The sequence below is a fragment of the Mesorhizobium sp. L-8-3 genome, from assembly GCF_016756615.1.
In the GTDB taxonomy this organism is placed as follows: Bacteria; Pseudomonadota; Alphaproteobacteria; order Rhizobiales; family Rhizobiaceae.
The window spans coordinates 6,250,419-6,270,530 of the sequence record NZ_AP023262.1 but is presented as its reverse complement, the minus strand read 5'-3'; the positions used below and the strand labels follow the sequence as shown (position 1 = coordinate 6,270,530).

Annotated in this window: 15 protein-coding genes; 10 read left to right on the top strand and 5 right to left on the bottom strand. The window is 64.2% G+C overall.

What is annotated here, in order from left to right; translation table 11 throughout:
- Positions 1-128: 128 nt before the first annotated feature.
- Positions 129-506 (top strand): cupin domain-containing protein, encoded by a 378-nt coding sequence (locus JN302_RS29095; RefSeq protein WP_244845993.1) that lies wholly within the window; start codon positions 129-131, stop codon positions 504-506.
- A gap of 17 nt (positions 507-523) precedes the next feature.
- Here the strand turns inward: JN302_RS29095 and JN302_RS29090 are convergent, their stop codons facing one another.
- A complete protein-coding gene (locus JN302_RS29090; protein ID WP_202330018.1) occupies positions 524-1,519 on the bottom strand; it encodes a glycoside hydrolase in 996 nt (331 codons plus the stop codon).
- A 129-nt stretch (positions 1,520-1,648) separates the two neighbouring features.
- Between JN302_RS29090 and JN302_RS29085 the strand changes: the two genes are divergently transcribed.
- The 4 genes from JN302_RS29085 to cysQ all read left to right on the top strand — a co-directional run bounded on the left by JN302_RS29085 (position 1,649) and on the right by cysQ (position 6,442).
- On the top strand, positions 1,649-2,575 hold the full coding sequence (locus tag JN302_RS29085) for an NAD-dependent epimerase/dehydratase family protein (RefSeq protein ID WP_202330017.1): 927 nt from the start codon (positions 1,649-1,651) through the stop codon (positions 2,573-2,575).
- Between the two features lie 234 nt (positions 2,576-2,809).
- Positions 2,810-3,715, top strand: a complete 906-nt coding sequence (gene cysD, locus JN302_RS29080; protein WP_202330016.1) for a sulfate adenylyltransferase subunit CysD — start codon at positions 2,810-2,812, stop codon at positions 3,713-3,715.
- 2 nt (positions 3,716-3,717) lie between these two features.
- Positions 3,718-5,655 (top strand): sulfate adenylyltransferase subunit CysN, encoded by a 1,938-nt coding sequence (gene cysN, locus JN302_RS29075; RefSeq protein ID WP_202330015.1) that lies wholly within the window; start codon positions 3,718-3,720, stop codon positions 5,653-5,655.
- Positions 5,618-6,442, top strand: coding sequence for a 3'(2'),5'-bisphosphate nucleotidase CysQ (gene cysQ / locus JN302_RS29070; RefSeq protein ID WP_274609235.1), 825 nt, complete (start codon positions 5,618-5,620; stop codon positions 6,440-6,442). Before cysN ends, cysQ begins: the two co-directional genes overlap by 38 nt.
- A 135-nt stretch (positions 6,443-6,577) precedes the next feature.
- On the opposite strand, the gene JN302_RS29065 is transcribed toward cysQ, so the two are convergent.
- The 4 genes from JN302_RS29065 to JN302_RS29050 all read right to left on the bottom strand — a co-directional run bounded on the left by JN302_RS29065 (position 6,578) and on the right by JN302_RS29050 (position 11,860).
- Positions 6,578-8,008 carry an IS1182 family transposase gene (locus JN302_RS29065; protein ID WP_202330014.1) on the bottom strand — a complete coding sequence of 477 codons (1,431 nt, stop codon included), beginning with the start codon at positions 8,006-8,008 and terminating at the stop codon, positions 6,578-6,580.
- 368 nt (positions 8,009-8,376) lie between these two features.
- Positions 8,377-9,444, bottom strand: a complete 1,068-nt coding sequence (locus JN302_RS29060) for a branched-chain amino acid ABC transporter substrate-binding protein (RefSeq protein ID WP_202334486.1) — start codon at positions 9,442-9,444, stop codon at positions 8,377-8,379.
- A 171-nt stretch (positions 9,445-9,615) separates the two neighbouring features.
- A complete protein-coding gene (locus JN302_RS29055; RefSeq protein ID WP_202330013.1) occupies positions 9,616-10,539 on the bottom strand; it encodes a carbohydrate kinase family protein in 924 nt (307 codons plus the stop codon).
- Between the two features lie 97 nt (positions 10,540-10,636).
- Positions 10,637-11,860, bottom strand: coding sequence for an ROK family protein (locus tag JN302_RS29050; RefSeq protein ID WP_202330012.1), 1,224 nt, complete (start codon positions 11,858-11,860; stop codon positions 10,637-10,639).
- A gap of 261 nt (positions 11,861-12,121) precedes the next feature.
- On the opposite strand from JN302_RS29050, the gene JN302_RS29045 reads away from it, so the two are divergent.
- From JN302_RS29045 to glgB, 5 genes are all read left to right on the top strand, one after another.
- Entirely contained in the window at positions 12,122-13,102 is a 981-nt protein-coding gene (locus tag JN302_RS29045) for a sugar ABC transporter substrate-binding protein (protein ID WP_202334485.1), read from the top strand.
- 187 nt (positions 13,103-13,289) lie between these two features.
- Positions 13,290-14,372, top strand: coding sequence for an ABC transporter permease (locus JN302_RS29040; RefSeq protein WP_202330011.1), 1,083 nt, complete (start codon positions 13,290-13,292; stop codon positions 14,370-14,372).
- Positions 14,372-15,148: an ATP-binding cassette domain-containing protein gene (locus JN302_RS29035; RefSeq protein ID WP_202307681.1), complete on the top strand. Its 777-nt coding sequence runs from the start codon at positions 14,372-14,374 to the stop codon at positions 15,146-15,148. Before JN302_RS29040 ends, JN302_RS29035 begins: the two co-directional genes overlap by 1 nt.
- A 154-nt stretch (positions 15,149-15,302) precedes the next feature.
- Complete coding sequence (locus JN302_RS29030; RefSeq protein WP_202330010.1) at positions 15,303-17,771, top strand: glycogen/starch/alpha-glucan phosphorylase; 2,469 nt, start codon at positions 15,303-15,305, stop codon at positions 17,769-17,771.
- 46 nt (positions 17,772-17,817) lie between these two features.
- Complete coding sequence (glgB, locus tag JN302_RS29025; protein ID WP_202330009.1) at positions 17,818-20,016, top strand: 1,4-alpha-glucan branching protein GlgB; 2,199 nt, start codon at positions 17,818-17,820, stop codon at positions 20,014-20,016.
- Positions 20,017-20,112 lie beyond the last annotated feature (96 nt).

Genomic DNA, 20,112 nt, shown 5'->3' with positions numbered 1-20,112 from the left:
TGTTTCTGCCGGCGATGGAAGGCGCGGTTCCACGCGCCCCCGCCATTTCGTTTGACAGATAACAGAGTGAATTTTAACATTTGTCAAGGTTGGTGATTTTTGTCGAAATTGATGGCGAGGCGTGTCGAATGGTTCGGGAAACGATGCCGGATTGGTTTGTCGCTAAGGCGGACAAGGGGGAGTTCTGGACCGACGAGCGCTGCTACATAACAGAGCTTCTGAACGACGCCGCCTCGCCGGAGGCGTCGCTTGCTATCGCCCGGGTCGAGCCCGGCGTCACAACGCAGCTTCACAAGCTGGTCGGCGTTTCCGAACGCTACATCGTGCGCAAGGGGCAGGGCCTTGTCGAGGTCGACGGGTTAACCCGGCCGCTCGGACCGGGCGACCAGGCGGTGATCCCGCCGGATACCGCCCAGCGTATCACCAACACCGGCACCGAGGATCTCGAATTCTATTGCGTCTGCGTGCCGCGCTTCCGTCCGGGCAGCTACGTCAGCCTGGAATAGGCGAAATATCGCTCTGGCTACGCCCTGATGTCCCGCATGAGCCAGGCGGCGGCTGACCACCACAGCACGAAGGCGGCCAGCACCGCCGCCATGTGCCAGCCGATTCCGGCGCCGGCTGTCGCCAGCAGCGCGAACCCGGCGGCGGCACCCACGGTGGCCGTCGCGCCGATGACGACCAGTACCGGCCGGCCGGTGCGGAAGGCGCGCTGATAGACATGGGACGAATGGGCGTGGAGGATGTTCTCGCCCCTGAACGTCCTGCGCATGATTGTCACCAGCCCGTCGCACAGCATGTAGGCCGGCAGCAGCAGGGCGGCGATCGGACTGACCCGGCAGGCGACCACGACGGTCATGGCGCCGAGGATCAGGCCGAAGGGCAGGCTGCCCGCATCGCCCAGGAACGCCTTGGCCGGCGGGCGGTTGACCGAGATGAAGGCGAGGAACAGGCCGGCGGAGACCGCGCCGGCCGGGCCGAAGGCGAGGCCGATCGCCCCGGTCATGGCGAGCAGTGCGAAAAAGACACCAGGTACGCCGATCGTCGCCACGGCCATCAGGTCGAGCCCGTCGAGGAAGTTGGAGAGATTGGTGATCGCGACGAGCGCGGCGAAGGCAGCGAGCGCCGACAGCGCATAAGGCAGCCGTGCAGCGTCCAGCACGTCGCCCAGCGCCGTCACGGCGATCGCTGCGGCCAGGAACTGCAATGCCAGTTTCGGCAACGCGCCGAGGCTGACACGGTCGTCGACGATTCCGGTTGCGAGAAGGATGAGTACGGCCGCCAGGAATCCCCAGTCCGAGAAGACGGGTGTCGGTTCTCCGGCGAGCCGGAAGGCGATCATTGCCAGCACAAAGATCGGCACCAGCGCCAGCCCGCCGATCTGGGGCGTCGGACGGCTGTGGTTCGAGCGTTCGTTGAAGTCGGCGGAGGCGAAGCCGGAGAACAGGCGAAGGACCAGGAAAAGCGCCGCCAGGCCGAGGCCGAAACTGATGACGAAGGCAATGATCGTGTCGGTCATGAAGAATCCGTCGGCCAGGATAGCGGGCTTTCGCGCCGGGCCGCCTAGAAGAACGGCAGCAAGCGCGGTATTCCCCACATCACAGGTCAGGCGATCGGGCGCAAGGCCCGACATCGGAATGGATTTCGAATGGCGGACAGGCCGGCGAAGGTATTGCTGACCGGAGCGAGCGGTTTTGTCGGGCGCGCCACGCTCGCCGCATTGGCACGCCGTGGCCTTGCCGTGCGCGCGGTGTCGCGATCAGGCATAACGCCTGCGGTCGGCAGTGTCGAATGGCGTCAGGGCGACCTGTCGTTTCCTGAAGGCTGGGACCGGCTGCTCGAAGGCATCGACGTGGTCGTGCATCTCGCCGGAAATGCGGGACGAGGCTCCAAAGATGAGATGATGCGCGCCAATGCGGAAGCGACGGCGATGCTCGCCAAGGCTGCCGCCGCTGCCGGCGTCGCACGTTTCGTCTATGCGAGCAGCATCCGGGTCTATGGCCATCAGGGCCGCATCGACGCGGAAAGCCGGCCGGCGCCGGCGGATGCCTATGGCCGATCGAAGCTGCAGGCGGAGGCGGCGCTGCAGGCCGAGACAGGACAGGACAGGATGGCCTGTTCGGTGCTGCGGCCGCCTTTCGTCTTCGGCGCCGACCGTGCGGGGCTCTTGTCCCTGATGGTTCGGGCCGCGCGCTATCGGCTGCCCCTGCCGCTCGCCGCATTGAAGAACCGGCGCAGCCTCCTCTATCTGGACAATCTGGCCGACCTGTTCGCCGCGGCGTCGTTGGAGCCTGCCGCGCTCGGCAGCTTCAGGCTGCCGGCGGGCGAGGGGCTGGACCTCACCTATGGCGAATTGTTCGCCCGGATCGGCGAAGCCCTGGGCCGGCGGGCAATGTCGTTTCCCGTCTCATCTGGCCTGCTCACATTCGGCGGAGCGCTCCTCCTGTCGCGCGAAACATTACGGAGGATGATGGAGGATTGCGTGGTCGATGGCACCGTCCTTGCGGACCGGCTCGGCTGGAAGCCGCCGGTGACGCCGACGCAAGCATTGAGCGAGGTGGCCTTGCGGAACTGAGCGGGTCTGTAACGTGCGCTGCAAACTGTGCCGGTACCATGCTTCCCACCGGTGGGACTGGCTTGAGAAACGGGATTTCCCGAAGGTTACCCTCCGCGCAAAATTCGTCTGCCCTGGACAGGATTATTGGTCGCGCTCGCCTTGAGGCAAAAGGGTTCGGGTGCGATCTGTGGGCCTTCTGAACGATGCGCCGCTCATGCCCTGAAAATCGGGCGGCCGGGTGAAAGTGTCCCTATGCTCGCAAAACTCTCGCATCTCGACCGGCTCGAGGCCGAGGCGATACACATCTTCCGCGAAGTGGCTGCGACCTTCTCCAGGCCGGTGATGCTCTATTCCGTCGGCAAGGACTCGTCCGTGCTGCTTCATCTGGCGATGAAGGCCTTCTATCCGGCCAAGCCGCCGTTCCCTTTCCTTCATGTCGACACGACCTGGAAGTTCCGCGAAATGATCGAGTTTCGCGATGCCATGGCGTCGAAGCTCGGCTTCGACCTTCTCGTCCACGTCAACCAGGACGGGGTGAGGGACAACATCAATCCCTTCGATCATGGCTCGAACACCCACACCCACGTCATGAAGACGGTGGCGCTTCGCCAGGCGCTCGACAAATACGGCTTCGACGCCGCCTTCGGCGGGGCGCGTCGCGACGAGGAGAAATCGCGCGCCAAGGAGCGCATCTTCTCTTTCCGCAACGCCCAGCACGTCTGGGATCCGAAGAACCAGCGCCCGGAGATGTGGAAGATCTACAACACCCGCATCGCGCCGGGTGAATCGATCCGCGTCTTCCCGCTCTCCAACTGGACCGAGCTCGATATCTGGCAGTACATCCTCCAGGAGGACATCCCGATCGTCCCCCTTTATTTCGCGAAGAAGCGGCCGGTGGTCGAGCGCGACGGGATGATGATCCTGGTCGACGACGACAGGCTGAAACTCAAGCCCGGCGAGGTGGTCGAGAACCGGCTGGTGCGGTTCCGCACGCTCGGCTGTTACCCGCTCACCGGCGCGATCGATTCCGATGCCGACAGTCTCGAAATGATCGTCAGCGAAATGCTGACGGCCCGCACCTCGGAACGGCAGGGTCGGCTGATCGACCGCGACGAATCCGGCTCCATGGAAAAGAAGAAGCGCGAAGGATATTTCTGACCATGCAGCACATCATGGCCAAGGACATCGCGCCGGTCGACGACATCCGCGACTATCTTGCCGCCCAGGAGCAGAAGTCGCTGCTGCGATTCCTCACCTGCGGCTCGGTCGACGACGGCAAGTCGACCCTCATCGGGCGCCTGCTCTATGACACCAAGCTTATCTTCGAGGACCAGCTCGCCGCGCTGGAACGGGATTCGCGCAAGCACGGGACGACAGGCGCCGATATCGACTTCGCGCTGCTGGTCGACGGGCTCGAGGCCGAGCGCGAACAAGGCATCACGATCGACGTCGCCTATCGTTTCTTCGCGACGCCGAAGCGCAAGTTCATCGTGGCCGACACGCCCGGCCACGAGCAATATACGCGCAACATGGCGACCGGAGCCTCGACCGCCGATGTGGCGGTGGTGCTGGTCGATGCGCGCCAGGGCATCCTGCGCCAGACACGGCGTCATTCGATCATCGCCTCGCTGCTCGGCATCCGCCGCATCGTGCTCGCCGTCAACAAGATCGACCTCGTCGGCTACGACAGGGTCGCCTTCGAGCGCATTCGCGACGAATATCTGGCTTTCGCGGCGAGCCTCGGCTTCGAAGGCATCGAGCCCATCCCGATGTCAGCGCGATTCGGCGACAATGTCACCCGTCGCTCCGACAGCATGGACTGGTATCGCGGTCCGACCCTGCTCGAGCACCTGGAGACCGTGCCGGTCGGCGAGACGACCGGCGAGCGCCCGCTTCGCTTCCCCGTGCAATATGTGAACCGTCCCAATCTCGACTTCCGCGGTTTCGCGGGCACCGTCGCGTCGGGCTCCGTTGCCAGGGGCGACGAGGTCGTGGTGGCGAAGTCGGGTCGTCCGTCGCGGGTCAAGCGCATCGTCGCCCATGGCGGCGACCTCGAGCGGGCGGTCGAAGGACAGGCTGTCACGCTGGTGCTGGAGGACGAGATCGAGGTTTCGCGCGGCAACATGCTGGTGGCCCCGACGGATCGTCCGCATGTGGCCGATCAGTTCGCCGCCAATATCGTCTGGTTCGGCGAGACGCCGCTGCTGCCGGGTCGCTCCTACATCCTGAGGACCGAGACCGACCAGTCCAACGCCACGGTCACCGACCTGCAGCACCGTATCGACGTCAACAGCTTCGCGCATGAGGCGGCGAAGTCGCTCGAGATGAACGAAGTCGGCGTCTGCAGTCTTTCCGTGCAGTCGCCCATTGCCTTCGACGGTTTTGTCCGGAACAGGACAACCGGCGCCTTCATCCTCATCGACCGCATGACCAACGCCACGGTCGGCGCCGGCATGATCCTCAGCCCACTGCGGCGGGCGGCCAACATCCATTGGCAGTCGCTCGACGTCGACAAGGCGTCGCGCGCTTTGCTGAAACACCAGAAGCCTTCGGTGTTGTGGTTCACCGGCCTGTCGGGCTCGGGCAAGTCGACGATAGCCAACCTGCTTGAGAAGAAGCTCCACGCCGCCGGCCATCACACTTACCTGCTCGACGGCGACAATGTGCGGCACGGCCTGAACCGCGACCTGGGCTTCACCGAAGCGGATCGCGTCGAGAACATCCGCCGGGTCGCCGAAGTGGCGCGGCTCATGGCCGATGCCGGACTGATCGTGCTCGTGTCCTTCATCTCGCCCTTCCGTGCTGAGCGGGCAATGGCGCGCGAGAGGATGGCCGAGGGCGAGTTCGTCGAGATCTTCGTGGACACGCCGTTCGACGAATGCGCCAGGCGCGATCCCAAGGGGCTCTATGCGAGGGCGCTCGCCGGTGAGATCAGCAACTTCACCGGACTGGATTCTCCTTATGAAACACCGGAAAAGCCGGAGATCCATCTTGCGACGACAGGCAAATCGCCCGAAGAGATGGTAGAAACCGTCGAGACTTGGCTTCGCGAGCGGGACAGTGCCGATCAACAATACGACGCCGGCGGCGGCATCTGACGACAGCGCGATCCTTGCCCTGTTCGAAACCCTCGCGCTCGCGGCAGGGCGCGCCATCATGGAGGTCTTCCATCGCGGCTTCGACGTGAAGCGCAAGGAAGACGCCTCGCCGGTGACGGAGGCCGATCGCGCGGCCGAGCGGATCATCCTCGAAGGGCTTCGCCGGTCCTTCCCTGGAATTCCATGCGTGGCCGAAGAGGAGACGGCGGAAGGGCTGTGCCCGAAGGACCCCGGTCGTGCCTTCTTCCTTGTCGATCCGCTCGACGGTACGAAGGAGTTCGTCGGTCGTCGCGGGGACTTCACCGTCAACATCGCCCTGATCCGCGAGGGCGTTCCCGAAATCGGGATCGTCTATGCGCCCGCGAGCCGGAAATGCTTTGTCGGCCAGCCGGGCAGGGCAGAGGAAATCACTGTGTCGTCGGACCATGAAGCTGTGGGACGCCGAGCGATCTCCGTCCGCATCGGCAAGGAGCCGCTGACGGTGGTCGCCAGCCGCTCGCATTGCAATGCCGAGACCGAGGCCTTTATCCGCGATCTCGGGCCGACCACGCTCGTGTCGGTCGGCTCGTCACTGAAATTCTGCATGCTCGCCAGCGGCGAGGCCGACATCTATCCGCGCTTCAGCCGTACCATGGAGTGGGATACGGCCGCCGGCGACGCGGTGCTGAGAGCCGCAGGCGGCACGACTTTTACGCTCGACGGCCTACCCCTGGCCTATGGCAAGATCAGCCAGTCCGGTGAAGCCGATTATGCCAACCCGTCCTTCATCGCGAAGGGGGCATCTTAAGGGTAGGCATCGTGCAGTCACCCCTCATCCGACCTCGCTTCGCGCGGCCACCTTCTCCCACCAGGCCGTGTGAGAACTGGACGGAGGCATAGCGTGGTGAGTGGTTTGGAAGTTGAGGCACGAGTTCATGCCCCCCTATGCTTGCGAGGACAGCAGGGTCTGGAGCAGCGCCGGCACACCCAGAATGTTCACCACCCGCTTCAGATTGTAGCCCAGGACGCTGAGCGCCAACTCGGACCTGGCCTTTTTCAGCCCGCGGACCAGGAACCGGGGATGGCCCATCATCCATTTGATGGTGCCGTAAGGGTGTTCGACCAGCATGCGCCGCTGCGCCATCCACTCGGGGTCGCTGATGGCGCGCCGGTGCATCGCCTCGCGCGCATCTTCATGGAAGTGGCGGATGATGGTGCGCTTGGCGGCCTGCGTGCACTTCGGCTTCAAGGCACAGTCCGCACAGGCCTTGGTCCCGTACTTCTTCTTCTGTTCCGTCCACGAGGTCTCCCGGTGGGTGAGCGTTTCGCCGGCCGGGCAGCGCCAGCTGTCGCTCTCGGCGTCGTAGCTGAACTGGTCGCGGGTGAAGTACTCTTTGCCTTCCGGGTTAACGGTTTCGGCCCGCGGCACGATGGCGGTGATGCCGTCGTCCTCGCAGCGCTGGCCGTGCTCGCCGTTCGAATAGCCGGCATCGGCCACCACCGTTACCTTGTCACCGTCCACGGCTTCGCGGCCGGCCACCGCCATCGGGTGGAGCTGGCACTGGTCGTTGCCGTCATTGGTCAGGTCGAAGGCAACCACCAGCTTGTGTTTTGCGTCGACCACGGTCTGCGCGTTGTAGGCCACCTGATGGCCGTGCCGAGCCGTGCGCATCAGCTTGGCCTCGGGCTCGGTGCGAACCCACTGGCTCAACCCGCGTCCGGCCAAAGCCTCGGCCTGCTGCTGGATCTGCTCGCGGCGCGCCCGCAAGGCCGCCACCGCCGCCGCAACGTCCACGCCATCCGTCTGCGCCGCGCGCTCGTCCCGGTCGGCTTCGTCCATCTGCGCAAGATAGGCGGCAATCTTGCGATCCACGGCCGCCGTCGCCTTCTCCAGTTCCTTGGCCGTCACCACCTGCTTGCGGCTCGCCACCGCATCGATCTTGGTCCCGTCGATCGCAAGCAACGTGCCGCCGACCAGCGCCTGCTCCCGGCAGAAGCGCACGAAGGCCCGGCACACCCCAACGATCGCTTCCGGATGATCCTTGCGGAAATCCGCAATCGTCTTGAAGGCCGGCGCCGCGCGATGGGTGAGCCACATCACTTCAATGTTGCGCCGCGCTTCCGCCGCAAGCCGGCGGCTCGACCGCACCTGGTTCTGGTAGCCGTACACATAAAGCTTCAACAAATCGCCCGGATCGTAGGGTGGCCGGCCCGTGGCCTCGGGAACAACCTTGGAGAAACCGAGCTGCGCCAGATCGAGGCTGTCGACGAAGGCATCGATGACCCGCACCGGATGATCGGCACCGACCGCCTCGTCCAAGGTTTCCGGGAACAAGCTCGTTTGCTCCCGCGACTGGCCTGTCATATGCGCCATTTCGGCCTCGTCTCAAACTACCAAAAATCCGGCAAATCACTGCTTTGGATCAACAATTTGAATCCGATCCAGGTTGATTTGGGAAGCCCAAGATGCTCCTCGACACATCAAAAAAACCAATGCCCGAGTTTTCACACGGCCTGCCACAAGGGGAGAAGGTCGGAGCCTGGCTTCGGCGACTCTGCAAATCGTCGAACGATGACGATTGGCCGATACGCTGGCGCGAGACTTCCCTTCTCCCCTTGTGGGAGAAGGTGGCCGCGCGAAGCGCGGTCGGATGAGGGGTTTGGAGGCGCGAGTAGATAGTGAAAACACGATGGCCGGAGGTCTCCCTCCGGCCATTATGTTTATTCCACTGTAGGGCTGGACTATTCCACGCCGACGATCTTGCCGTCTTCCCACTTGAACATCGAGAAGCTCGGCGAGCTGAGATCGCCGCTTTCGCCATAGGTCAGCTTGCCGATCGCGGTGGTGATCGGCTCGCCCGACTTGATCGCGGCTGCGACCGCCGCCGGATCGTCGGCACTGCCTGCCTTCTCGATGCCGGCCTTGATCACCTCGACCGCGGCATAGGCGTTGAGCGTGAAGGCCTCCGGCGGAATGCCCTTCTCCTTCAGCACCTTCACCGCCTCTGCCGAATCCGGGTTCTTGAGCGCGTCGGTGGCATTGGTGAACAATGTGCCGGCCGCGGCGTCGTTGCCGATCGCCCAGTATTCGGTGTTGGAGAGCCCTTCCCCGCCGACGATCGTGGCATTGACGGAGATGTCCTTGAGCTGGCGGGCAAGCAGTCCGCCCTCCGGATGATAGCCACCGAAATAGATCAGGTCGATATTCTCGGATTTGAGACGTGTCGTAAGCGCCGACAGGTCCTTTTCGCCGGGGGTGAGCGACAAATAGAGCACTTCGTTGACGCCGCCGTCGTTGATTGCCTTCTTGAAAGCATCGGCGAGGCCCTTGCCGTAGGTGCCCTTGTCGTGGATGACCGCGATGCGCTTGTCCTTCAGGTTCTTCAGCACGTAGGCGGCAGCGACTTCGGCCTGCTGGTCGTCGCGCCCGCAGGTGCGCAGGACATTGGTCAGGCCGCGGGCGGTCAGATCAGGCGCGGTCGCGGTCGGCGTCACCATCAGCACGCCGTTCTCGGCAAACACGTCCGAAGCGGGAATGGCGACGCCGGAGGTCACCGGCCCGACCACGTAGCGAACGTCCTCGCCGACCAGCTTGTTGGCGGCCGAAACACCCTGCTTTGGATCACCTGCATCGTCGGCGAGCTGCAGGACGATCTTCTCGCCAAGAATGCCGCCGTTCTTGTTGATCGCGTCGACAGCGGCCTCGGCGCCGTTCTTGACCTGCTCCCCGTAGGCCGCAACCGGCCCGGTAAGGGGCGCCTCGAGGCCGATCACGATGTCGGCCCTTGCGGCCGAAGCGGCGAAGACCATTGAAGCGGCGAAGGCGACGCCAGCGAGCAGCTTTCTCTTGTTCACGTCAGTTCTCCTCGAACAAAGCTCGGAACCGTGGAGAATCTCCGGCCGGCCGGAGGTCCAGGACCCTTGGCTGGGCCCCTTAGGCCATCGAGGACCGTCTTGGCAATCGGCCAGACCGGGCAGGGATCAAGCCAGTTCGCGCCGCCAGGGCGGATTGGCGCCGGCGCGCGAGACCGTCACCGCCGCCGCCGTCGCGCCGAGCGACAATGCGGCGTGGACGGCAGCTTCGGAGAGGGCGGCGAGCGAGGGCTTGGTCAGCAGCCCCTGGTCGTGAAGCGAGGCGAGCACGCCCGCGTTGAAGGTGTCGCCCGCACCGACCGTATCCACGACTGCAACCCGGGGCGCGGCGACAGAAACCCTGTGCCGGTGCGTGAAGCCTTCGGCGCCCTTGGCCCCGCCTGTGATGATCACCAGCTTCGGGCCGGCTTCCAGCCAGCGCGTCGCGATCTCGGCATGCGAGCCGGTCTCGCCGAACCAGGCGAGATCGTCGTCCGAGAGTTTGACGATATCGGCCATCGCCATCATGCGGCGCATGCGCGCCAGATGCTTCTGCTTGTCGGGGATGAAGCCGGGACGGATATTGGGGTCGAGCATGGTGACGCGCCTGGCGTGCTCGCGCTTCATCAGCGCCTCATAGGCCGAGCCGCAGGGTTCGGGAATGAGGCTGATGGCACCGAAGAGCATGGCATCCACGGCGCCGTCGAGTGCTGGGAGAGCCTCCTCCGACAGCATGCGGCCAGCCGTGTTCTCGTCATAGAAGGTGTAGGTGGCGTGGCTGTCGACGAGGCGCACGAATGCGAGCGTTGTCGGCCGCTCCGACACGACGGCATAGGTCGAGCCGACATTGCTCGAGGCGAGGACTTCCCGGATCTGCTGCCCGAACAGGTCGGAGGAGAGACCAGAGAAGAACTCGGTCGGCACGCCGAGGCGACCGAGCGCGATGGCGGAATTGAAGACCGCGCCGCCGGCATAGGGTGCGAAAGCGGGCTCGCCCGTCGTGCTCTCGCGCGGCAGCATGTCGATCAGCGCCTCGCCGCAGCAAAGGATCATGGATCGGTCCTCTGTGGATGATCATGCCCGAATAGGATCTCGCGGTCTCCCGCGCAACGGAGAGCCGGATGGTCGCCGGTGTGTTCGGCCCTGACGCTCATGCGCTCTTCATCGGCGCGCCTGTGCCGATCAGAAAACGATCGGACAGCGGCAGGCTCGCAGCGCCGAGCGCTCGGGCGTGGCGACCGACCGTTCCCTCCCGGACGTCTGGCAGGTGCAGGCCTTCAACGTCGATCTTCGCGAGCGCCTCCCGCACGGATGCGACCAGCCGGCTACGGACGGCTTCCGGCATCCAGCCGTCGATCACGGCTGCCTCGAAATCCAGCACTGACGAGGCGGAAACGATCGCATAGGCGAGGGCGGTTCCGGCCGCGGCGATCCATTCATCGAGATCGGGGCCGACATCACCCCAGTCCTGGGGCGATGTCCAAAGATGAGAGGCCTCGATACCCCTGGCGTTGAGCGCCTTTTCCAGGATCGCGATCGAGGCGATGTCGATCAGCTGCGTGGGCCGCCCTTCCGGGCCGGGAACCGGCATCGAGCCCAGGGCTCCCGCATTTCCGCTCGGGCCGACGTGAAGGCTGCCGTTCAGCACGACGCCTCCGCCGGCAAATGCGCCTATGTAGAAATAGATGAAGTCGCGAGGGATCGTACCCCGGCCGAACACCAGCTCGGCTCCGCATGCCGAGCTTGCGTCATTCTGCAGATAGACCGGGAAAGGGCATTTCGCCTGGATTTCAGCGCGGATGTCGCGATGGCGCCACTCGTCCATGACGCTGCTCGGCGCTCCGGCCGTCTCGGCCCAGTTCCATAGCTCGAACGGCATGGCGATGCCCATGCCCGATATGCGCTTGTCCTGCCGGCCGGTCAGCGTCGAGCGGATCTGCTCCATGCCTCGGGTCACGAAATCGACGGTCTCGCGCGGCGTCGGATAACGATAGGAGAACTGCAGCATCGCCCGCACTGCACCGACGAAATCGATGAGCACCAACTCGGCGCTTCGGCGTCCGATCTTGAGACCGAGGAAATAGGCGCCGTCCGGGTTGAGCGACATCGGAACGGAGGGCTGGCCGATCTTGCCGCGGACCGGCTCGCCGCGCAGCAGGAGGCCTTCTTCCTCCAACTCGCGCATGATGACGGAAACCGTCTGCGCCGAAAGTCCGGTCATGCGGGCGATGTCGGTCTTGGCGAGGCTGCCGCTACGCCGCACCAGCGACAGCACGAGCCTCTCGTTGAAGTCGCGCATGCCGCTCTGGTTCGTGCCGCGCTGGAACCGGCTCTCGGGCGGCTCGGCACCGCTTCTCGAAATCTCCGCTTCCATGGCATTCCTCCCAAGCCCCGAGGGCTTTCGACCAAAGAATGCGGCCGGATGCAATCCATGTCAATATTAAATCATAGTGATTTATTTATTGACTCGGCCTTCCGATTGGTATTTTCTGGATGGGCAGGACACCGGCGCGTTCAGGAGGCGCCTCGGGTCGGGCGGCGTCGCTGATGCCGCCATCGTTTCAAGCTCACCGGGAGGACTATCGTGGCGAAGCTCACTCTGAAATTTTCCGTGTTTGGCGCGGCGACCGCCGCGATGCTGGCGATCGCGTCCCAGGCTTCGGCAGCCGATGTCGGCGCCTGCCTGATCACCAAGACCGACACCAATCCGTTTTTCGTCAAGATGAAAGAGGGCGCGACGGCCAAGGCCTCCGAGCTTGGCGTCAACCTCAAGAGCTATGCTGGCAAGATCGATGGCGACAGCGAAAGTCAGGTCGCCGCCATCGAGACCTGCATCGCCGACGGCGCGAAGGGCATATTGATTACCGCTTCCGACACCAAGGGCATCGTACCCGCCGTGCAGAAGGCGCGTGACGCCGGCATCCTGGTCATCGCCCTCGACACGCCTCTCGAGCCGGCTGACGCGGCCGACGCGACATTCGCCACCGACAATTTCATGGCCGGCAAGCTGATCGGGCAATGGGCAGCCGCTACCCTCGGCGACGCGGCCAAGGACGCAAAGGTCGCCTTCCTCGACCTCGCGCCGTCGCAGCCAACCGTCGATGTCCTGCGCGACCAGGGCTTCATGACGGGCTTCGGCATCGACACCAAGGACGTCAACAAGATCGGCGACGAGGACGATCCGCGCATCGTCGGCCATGACGTCACCAACGGCAACGAGGAAGGTGGCCGCAAGGCCATGGAGAACCTTCTGCAGAAGGATTCCGGCATCAATGTCGTGCACACGATCAACGAGCCCGCGGCGGCCGGCGCCTATGAGGCGCTCAAGGCCGTGGGCATGGAGAACAACGTGCTCATCGTTTCCGTCGACGGCGGCTGCCCGGGCGTGAAGAATGTCGAGGCAGGCGTGATCGGCGCGACCTCGCAGCAATATCCGCTTCTCATGGCCGCGCTCGGCGTGGAGGCGATCAAGAAGTTTGCCGAGACGGGAGAGAAGCCGAAGCCGACCGAGGGCAAGGACTTCTTCGATACCGGTGTGGCGCTGGTCACCGACAAGCCGGCCGCCGGAGTGGAGTCGATCGACGTCAAGACCGGCATGGACAAGTGCTGGGGCTGATCTGATCGGCTGACGGCGACAACGCCGGAGGCGGTCTCATTGACCGCCTCCATCATGGGGCGACGCCCCTGCCGCATCGGCCCGAAATATCGGGATCGAATTTCGGGAAGCCAGATGCGCGGATGCACGGTGCTGTGACGTCTTTTGCGTGTGCAGATGTACGCACGGCGCTCCAGGAGGAAAAGACATGAGCGACGCTACGGCGCATGGCCGTCAGCCGCAGGAGTTCGAGAAGGTTCTCTCGGGCAGCGACACGGCGGTTGCGAGTTTCGACACCCACAAGCGCTCCGCCTTGGAGCAGGCGCAGCATTTTCTCCATTCGAGCCCGGCGGCCGTACCGCTCATCGTGCTCGTGCTGTCGCTGCTGGTGTTCGGCGTCCTGGTTGGCGGCAAGTTCTTCTCCGCCTTCTCTATGACGTTGATCCTGCAGCAGGTGGCGATCGTCGGCATTGTCGGGGCTGCGCAGACCCTTGTCGTGCTGACGGCGGGCATCGACCTGTCGGTCGGCGCGATCATGGTGCTTTCATCCGTTGTCATGGGCCAGTTCACCTTCCGCTACGGGCTTCCGCCGGCGCTTTCGGTCCTGTGCGGACTGGCCGTTGGCGCGGCCTGCGGCTGGGTCAACGGCGTGCTCGTCGCCCACATGAAGCTGCCGCCCTTCATCGTGACGCTGGGCACCTGGCAGATCGTTCTCGCCGCCAATTTCCTCTACTCCGCGAACGAGACGATCCGCTCGCAGGACATCGAGGCGCAGGCGTCCATCCTCCAGTTCTTCGGCCAGAATTTCAGGGTCGGAAACGCCGTCTTCACCTATGGCGTCGTTGCCATGGTGCTGCTCATAGGGCTCTTGTGGTACATATTGAATCACACCGCATGGGGCCGGCACGTCTATGCCATTGGCGACGACCCCGAGGCGGCGAAGCTCTCCGGCGTACAAGTCAAGCGCATCCTGGTGACCGTCTACGCGATCTCCGGCCTGATCTGCGCGCTTGCCGGCTGGGCCCTGATCGGCCGCATCGGCTCGGTTTCTCCGACCGCTGGCCAGTTCGCCAACATCGAATCGATCACTGCCGTGGTGATCGGCGGCATATCGCTCTTCGGCGGACGCGGCTCGATACTGGGCATGCTGTTCGGCGCCCTCATCGTCGGCGTCTTCTCGCTCGGGCTGAGGCTGATCGGCACCGACCCGCAATGGACCTATCTCTTGATCGGCGCGCTGATCATCGCCGCCGTCGCCATCGACCAGTGGATCAGAAAGGTGGCCGCCTGATGGAACCGATTCTCACCGCACGTGGCCTGGTCAAGCGCTACGGACGCGTCACCGCTCTCAACAGTTCCGATTTCGACCTCTATCCCGGCGAGGTTCTGGCCGTGATCGGCGACAACGGTGCCGGCAAGTCCACGCTGATCAAGGCGATCTCAGGCGCCGTCCTGCCCGACGAGGGGGAGATCACGCTCGAAGGCAAGCCGGTACACTTCAGGTCTCCCCTGGAGGCGCGCGATGCCGGCATCGAGACCGTCTACCAGAACCTTGCCCTGTCGCCGGCACTCTCCATAGCCGACAACATGTTTCTGGGACGGGAACTGCGCAAACCAGGCCTGTTCGGGCGCTGGTTCCGGATGCTTGATCGTCCGGCCATGGAGAAGCGTGCCCGCGAAAAGCTGTCGGAACTCGGCCTGATGACCATCCAGAACATCGGCCAGGCGGTGGAGACCTTGTCAGGCGGCCAGCGCCAGGGGGTGGCGGTGGCTCGCGCTGCGGCTTTCGGCTCCAAGGTGGTGATCATGGACGAGCCGACCGCGGCGCTTGGCGTCAAGGAATCGCGGCGGGTGCTGGAGCTGATCCTCGACGTGAAGAAGCGCGGCCTGCCGATCGTGCTGATCTCGCACAACATGCCGCACGTCTTCGAGGTTGCCGACCGCATCCACATCCATCGGCTCGGCCGTCGCCTGTGCGTCATCGATCCGAAGGAATATACGATGTCCGACGCAGTCGCCTTCATGACAGGCGCGAAGGAGGCACCACATCAGGCGCTCGCGGCTTGACCAGCCGATCGCACAGCCGTTGGTGTCGATATGACGCGGTCTTCAGATTCCGCGTGCAAAATCGCCTGAAATACGGCTAGCTTCGACAGATCGGGAGGAAGCGATCAACTGAAGGCAGCCAATCGCGGCGCGCCGGTTTGTACGGAAGACTGTGATGACCGGGACCAAGACGTTCGAACTCCCGAGGCCGATCTTGAACGATTCCGATCCAAAGACGCTCGCAACCGAGATCTTGAAGTGCCTGACCTATCGCATCGGCAAGGACGCGACGGTCGCCACGCCTTATGACTGGCTCACCGCGTCCATAAAGGTGGTGCGCGACCGCATCGTCGAGCGCTGGATCGACGCGACCAAGAAGGCCTATGACCAGGAGGCCAAGCGCGTCTACTACCTTTCGCTCGAGTTCCTGATCGGCCGGCTGATGCGCGATTCCTTCTCGAATATCGGCCTGCTCGAGCCGGTGCGCGAAGCGCTCGCGTCGCTCGGCGTCGATCTCGACGTAGTCGCGGCGCTCGAGCCGGACGCCGCGCTCGGCAATGGTGGCCTCGGGCGCCTGGCCGCCTGTTTCATGGAAAGCATGGCGACCGTCGACGTACCGGCTCACGGCTACGGCATCCGCTACAAGAACGGCATGTTCCGCCAGGAGATTTCCGACGGCTGGCAGGTCGAGCTGCCCGAGACCTGGCTCGATCACGGCAATCCCTGGGAGTTCGAGCGCCGCGAGCGCTCCTTCGAGGTCGGCTTCGGCGGCCATGTGGAATCCGTCACCAGCAAGGACGGCCGGCTGGAGCACCATGTCTGGAAGCCGCAGGAGCGGGTGCTCGCCGTCGCCTACGACACGCCCGTCGTCGGCTGGCGCGGCAATCGCGTCAACACGCTGCGGCTGTGGTCCGGCATGCCGGTCGACCCCATCCTGCTGGAAGCTTTCAACGCCGGCGACCATATCGGCGCTCTGCGCGAAAGCAACAAGGCCGATGCGCTCTCGCGGGTGCTCTACCCCGCCGACGCCACGCCCGCGGGGCAGGAGCTCAGGCTGCGGCAGGAGTACTTCTTCACCACCGCGTCGCTGCAGGACATCGTGCAGCGTCATCTCAGCCAGTTCGGCAACCTCGCTTCCCTGCCCGACAAGGCCGCGATCCACCTCAACGACACCCATCCGGCCGTTGCCGTCGCCGAACTGATGCGGCTTCTCATGGACGTGCACGAGATCGATTTCGATACGGCCTGGGATCTCACCAAGCGGACCTTCGCCTACACCAACCACACGCTTCTGCCGGAAGCGCTGGAAAGCTGGCCGGTACCGCTTTTCGAGCGTCTCCTGCCGCGCCATATGCAACTCGTCTACGCCATCAACGCGCAGATCCTGCACGAGGCGCGGGCCGCCGAAGGTTTCGACGGCGCCCAGATCAGCCGGATCTCGCTCATCCATGAGGATGGCGAGCGCCGCGTGCGCATGGGCAACCTGGCCTTTGCCGGGTCGCATTCGATCAACGGTGTGTCGGCGCTGCACACGGAGCTGATGAAGGAGACTGTCTTCGCCGACCTCCACAAGCTCTATCCGGAGCGCATCAACAACAAGACCAACGGCATTACCCCGCGCCGCTGGCTGTTCCAGTCCAATCCGGGTTTGACGGCTTTGGCGAAGGAGGCGATCGGCGACGCTTTCCTCGACGACGTCTCGCTCTTGAGGGACCTCGACCCGTTTGCCGAGGATGTGGCGTTTCGCGAAAAATTCGCTGCCGTAAAGCGCCAGCGAAAGGAGCGGCTGGCGGCGGTGGTTGCCGAGCGGCTTGGCATCAGGCTCGATCCGTCGGCCCTGTTCGACATCCAGATCAAGCGCATCCACGAATACAAGCGCCAGCTCCTGAACATCATCGAGGCCGTGGCGCTCTATGACCAGATGCGATCGCATCCCGAGCGGGACTGGATTCCGCGGGTCAAGTTCTTCGGCGGCAAGGCGGCGCCGAGCTATCACAACGCCAAGCTGATCATAAAGCTCGCCAACGACGTGGCGAGGGTGATCAACAGGGATCCGGCGGTGCGTGGCCTCCTGAAGGTGGTGTTCATGCCCAATTACAATGTCAGCCTTGCCGAAATCATGATGCCGGCGGCCGATCTTTCGGAACAGATCTCGACGGCCGGCATGGAGGCGTCGGGCACGGGCAATATGAAATTTGCGCTGAATGGCGCCATCACCATCGGAACCCTCGACGGCGCCAATGTCGAGATGAAGGAACATGTCGGTGACGACAACATCGTCATCTTCGGTCTGACCGCGGAAGAAGTCGCCCAGCGGCGAAGCAACGGCTACAATCCGCGCGCCGTCATCGAGGCATCGCCGGAACTGTCGCAAGCCGCCGCGGCGATCTCGTCGGGCGTGTTCTCGCCTGATGATCCCACCCGCTATCGCGCGCTGATGGACGGCCTCTACGATCACGACTGGTTCATGGTCGCCGCCGATTTCGACGCCTATGCGGAGGCGCAGCGCCGGGTCGACGAGCTCTGGCGCGACAGCCCCGGCTGGTATGCCAAGGCTGTCCGCAACGTGGCTCGTATGGGCTGGTTCTCGTCCGATCGGACCATTCGCCAATATGCGTGCGAAATCTGGAACGTGCCGGCATGACAATCCTGTCTCGACAATCGCATGATGGCGGAGGGGCGCCGACCGCATGAAGTCGACATCGGCAAAGGGCGAAAGCGGGATGGCGGCTTCCACCGATGTCGAGGCGATTGTTTCGGGAAAGCACCGCGACCCCTTTTCCGTGCTCGGAGTGCACCAGGCCGGCAAGGGCCTCGTCGGGCGTTGCTTCATCCCGCATGCCGAGTTCGTCGCCGCTTTCACCCTTGCGGGCAAGCCGGCCGGGGAGTTGCGCCGCCGCCACGACGCCGGCTTTTTCGAGGGCCGGCTTTCGATCCGCAGGCGCCAGCCCTTGCGCTACCACGCGCGCAATGCCGGTGGCGACTGGTGGCTGACCGATGCCTACTCCTTCGGCCCGGTGCTGGGACCGATGGACGACTACTTCATCGCGGAAGGTTCGCACCTCAGGCTGTTCGACAAGCTCGGAGCGCATCTGATTTCGCATGAGGGCGCGTCAGGCGTACATTTCGCGGTCTGGGCGCCCAATGCCCGGCGAGTCTCCGTCGTCGGCGATTTCAACGACTGGGACGGTCGCCGCCACGCGATGAGGCTGCGCGGCGACATCGGCGTCTGGGAAGTGTTCGTGCCAGACATCGGGCCGGGCAGGCCCTACAAATTCGAGATCATCGGCGCGCAGGGCAAGCGGTTGCCGCTTAAGGCCGACCCCTTCGCCTTCCGGTCGGAACTGCGCCCGGCGACCGCTTCCGTCACCACGGCGCCGTCCGCGCATGAATGGGGTGATCAGGCGCATCGTGATTTCTGGAGGGGGGCGGATCCGCGCCGACAGCCGATCTCGATCTACGAGGTCCATGCCGGGTCCTGGCAGCGCAATGCCGAGGGTGGCTTCCTTTCCTGGGATGAACTCGCCGAGCGGCTGATCCCCTATGTGGTCGACACCGGCTTTACCCATATCGAGTTCCTGCCGATCACCGAGCATCCCTACGATCCGTCCTGGGGCTATCAGACGACGGGGCTCTACGCGCCGACCGCCCGTTTCGGCGAGCCGGAAGCCTTCGCCCGTTTCGTCGATGGGGCTCACCGTGCCGGCATTGGTGTCATCCTCGACTGGGTACCCGCGCATTTCCCGGTCGACGAGCACGGGCTGGCGAAGTTCGACGGGACGGCGCTCTACGAGCATGCCGATCCGCGCAAGGGCTTCCATCCCGACTGGAACACCGCGATCTACAATTTCGGGCGGAAGGAAGTCAGCGCCTTCCTGGTCAACAATGCGCTCTATTGGGCCGAGAAATATCATCTCGACGGGCTGCGGGTCGATGCGGTCGCCTCGATGCTCTATCTGGACTATTCGCGCAAGGAAGGAGAATGGATCCCCAATGAGCGCGGCGGCCGCGAGAACCTCGAAGCCGTGCGTTTCCTCCAGGAGATGAATAAATCCGTCTACGGTGCCCACCCCGGCGTCGTGACGATCGCCGAGGAATCGACCTCCTGGCCCAAGGTCTCGCAGCCCGTGCATGAGGGCGGCCTGGGCTTCGGCTTCAAATGGAACATGGGCTTCATGCACGACACGCTCGCCTATTTCTCGCGCGAGCCCATCCACCGCAAGCATCACCACGACGCCGTCACCTTCGGGCTGATCTACGCCTTCAGCGAGAATTTCGTGCTGCCGCTCTCCCATGACGAGGTCGTGCACGGGAAAGGCACGCTGCTCGGCAAGATGGCCGGGGACGACTGGCAGAAATTCGCCAACCTGCGCGCGCTCTACGCCTTCATGTGGGGCTATCCCGGCAAGAAGCTGCTGTTCATGGGCCAGGAGTTCGCCCAGCGCGACGAATGGAGCGAGGCGCGCGCGCTCGACTGGCACCTTCTCGACCACGCGCCGCATCGCGGCATGCGGCAGCTCGTCCGTGACCTCAACCATCTCTACCGTTCGAAACCGGCGCTCCATGCGCGAGACTGTGAGCCCGAAGGGTTTTCCTGGCTGGTCGTCGACGATGCCGACAATTCGGTGTTCGCCTGGCAGCGCAATGCGCCTGATGAGGAACCGTTGGTGGTGGTCGCGAATTTCACACCTGTGCCGCGCGGCGATTATCGCGTCCCCCTTCCGAAGGCCGGGCGCTGGCGCGAGATCGTCAACACGGACGCCCAGGACTATGGCGGAAGCGGCATGGGCAATGGCGGCTTCGTCCAGGCGTGGCCGGTCGCGGGAGGGGCGTCGGCGCATATGGTGTTGCCGCCGCTCTCGACCATCATGCTGGAGTGGGTGCCATGAGCAGGTTTCGCAAAAGCGTCCCGGGATTCCGACAAGGACCTGCGACATGAGAAGCTGGGCAGGCGAGGCCTGAGCGAAGCCAGGCAAAGCCCTTTT

Bases quoted from the DNA above. Each gene is read 5' to 3' on its own strand.
- JN302_RS29095 (WP_244845993.1), top strand. From the start codon at position 129: ATGGTTCGGGAAACGATGCCGGATTGGTTTGTCGCTAAGGCGGACAAG.
- JN302_RS29090 (WP_202330018.1), bottom strand. From the start codon at position 1,519: ATGACCGACACGATCATTGCCTTCGTCATCAGTTTCGGCCTCGGCCTG.
- JN302_RS29085 (WP_202330017.1), top strand. From the start codon at position 1,649: ATGGCGGACAGGCCGGCGAAGGTATTGCTGACCGGAGCGAGCGGTTTT.
- cysD (WP_202330016.1), top strand. From the start codon at position 2,810: ATGCTCGCAAAACTCTCGCATCTCGACCGGCTCGAGGCCGAGGCGATA.
- cysN (WP_202330015.1), top strand. From the start codon at position 3,718: ATGCAGCACATCATGGCCAAGGACATCGCGCCGGTCGACGACATCCGC.
- JN302_RS29065 (WP_202330014.1), bottom strand. From the start codon at position 8,008: ATGGCGCATATGACAGGCCAGTCGCGGGAGCAAACGAGCTTGTTCCCG.
- JN302_RS29060 (WP_202334486.1), bottom strand. From the start codon at position 9,444: ATGGTCTTCGCCGCTTCGGCCGCAAGGGCCGACATCGTGATCGGCCTC.
- JN302_RS29055 (WP_202330013.1), bottom strand. From the start codon at position 10,539: ATGATCCTTTGCTGCGGCGAGGCGCTGATCGACATGCTGCCGCGCGAG.
- JN302_RS29050 (WP_202330012.1), bottom strand. From the start codon at position 11,860: ATGGAAGCGGAGATTTCGAGAAGCGGTGCCGAGCCGCCCGAGAGCCGG.
- JN302_RS29045 (WP_202334485.1), top strand. From the start codon at position 12,122: ATGCTGGCGATCGCGTCCCAGGCTTCGGCAGCCGATGTCGGCGCCTGC.
- JN302_RS29040 (WP_202330011.1), top strand. From the start codon at position 13,290: ATGAGCGACGCTACGGCGCATGGCCGTCAGCCGCAGGAGTTCGAGAAG.
- JN302_RS29035 (WP_202307681.1), top strand. From the start codon at position 14,372: ATGGAACCGATTCTCACCGCACGTGGCCTGGTCAAGCGCTACGGACGC.
- JN302_RS29030 (WP_202330010.1), top strand. From the start codon at position 15,303: ATGACCGGGACCAAGACGTTCGAACTCCCGAGGCCGATCTTGAACGAT.
- glgB (WP_202330009.1), top strand. From the start codon at position 17,818: ATGAAGTCGACATCGGCAAAGGGCGAAAGCGGGATGGCGGCTTCCACC.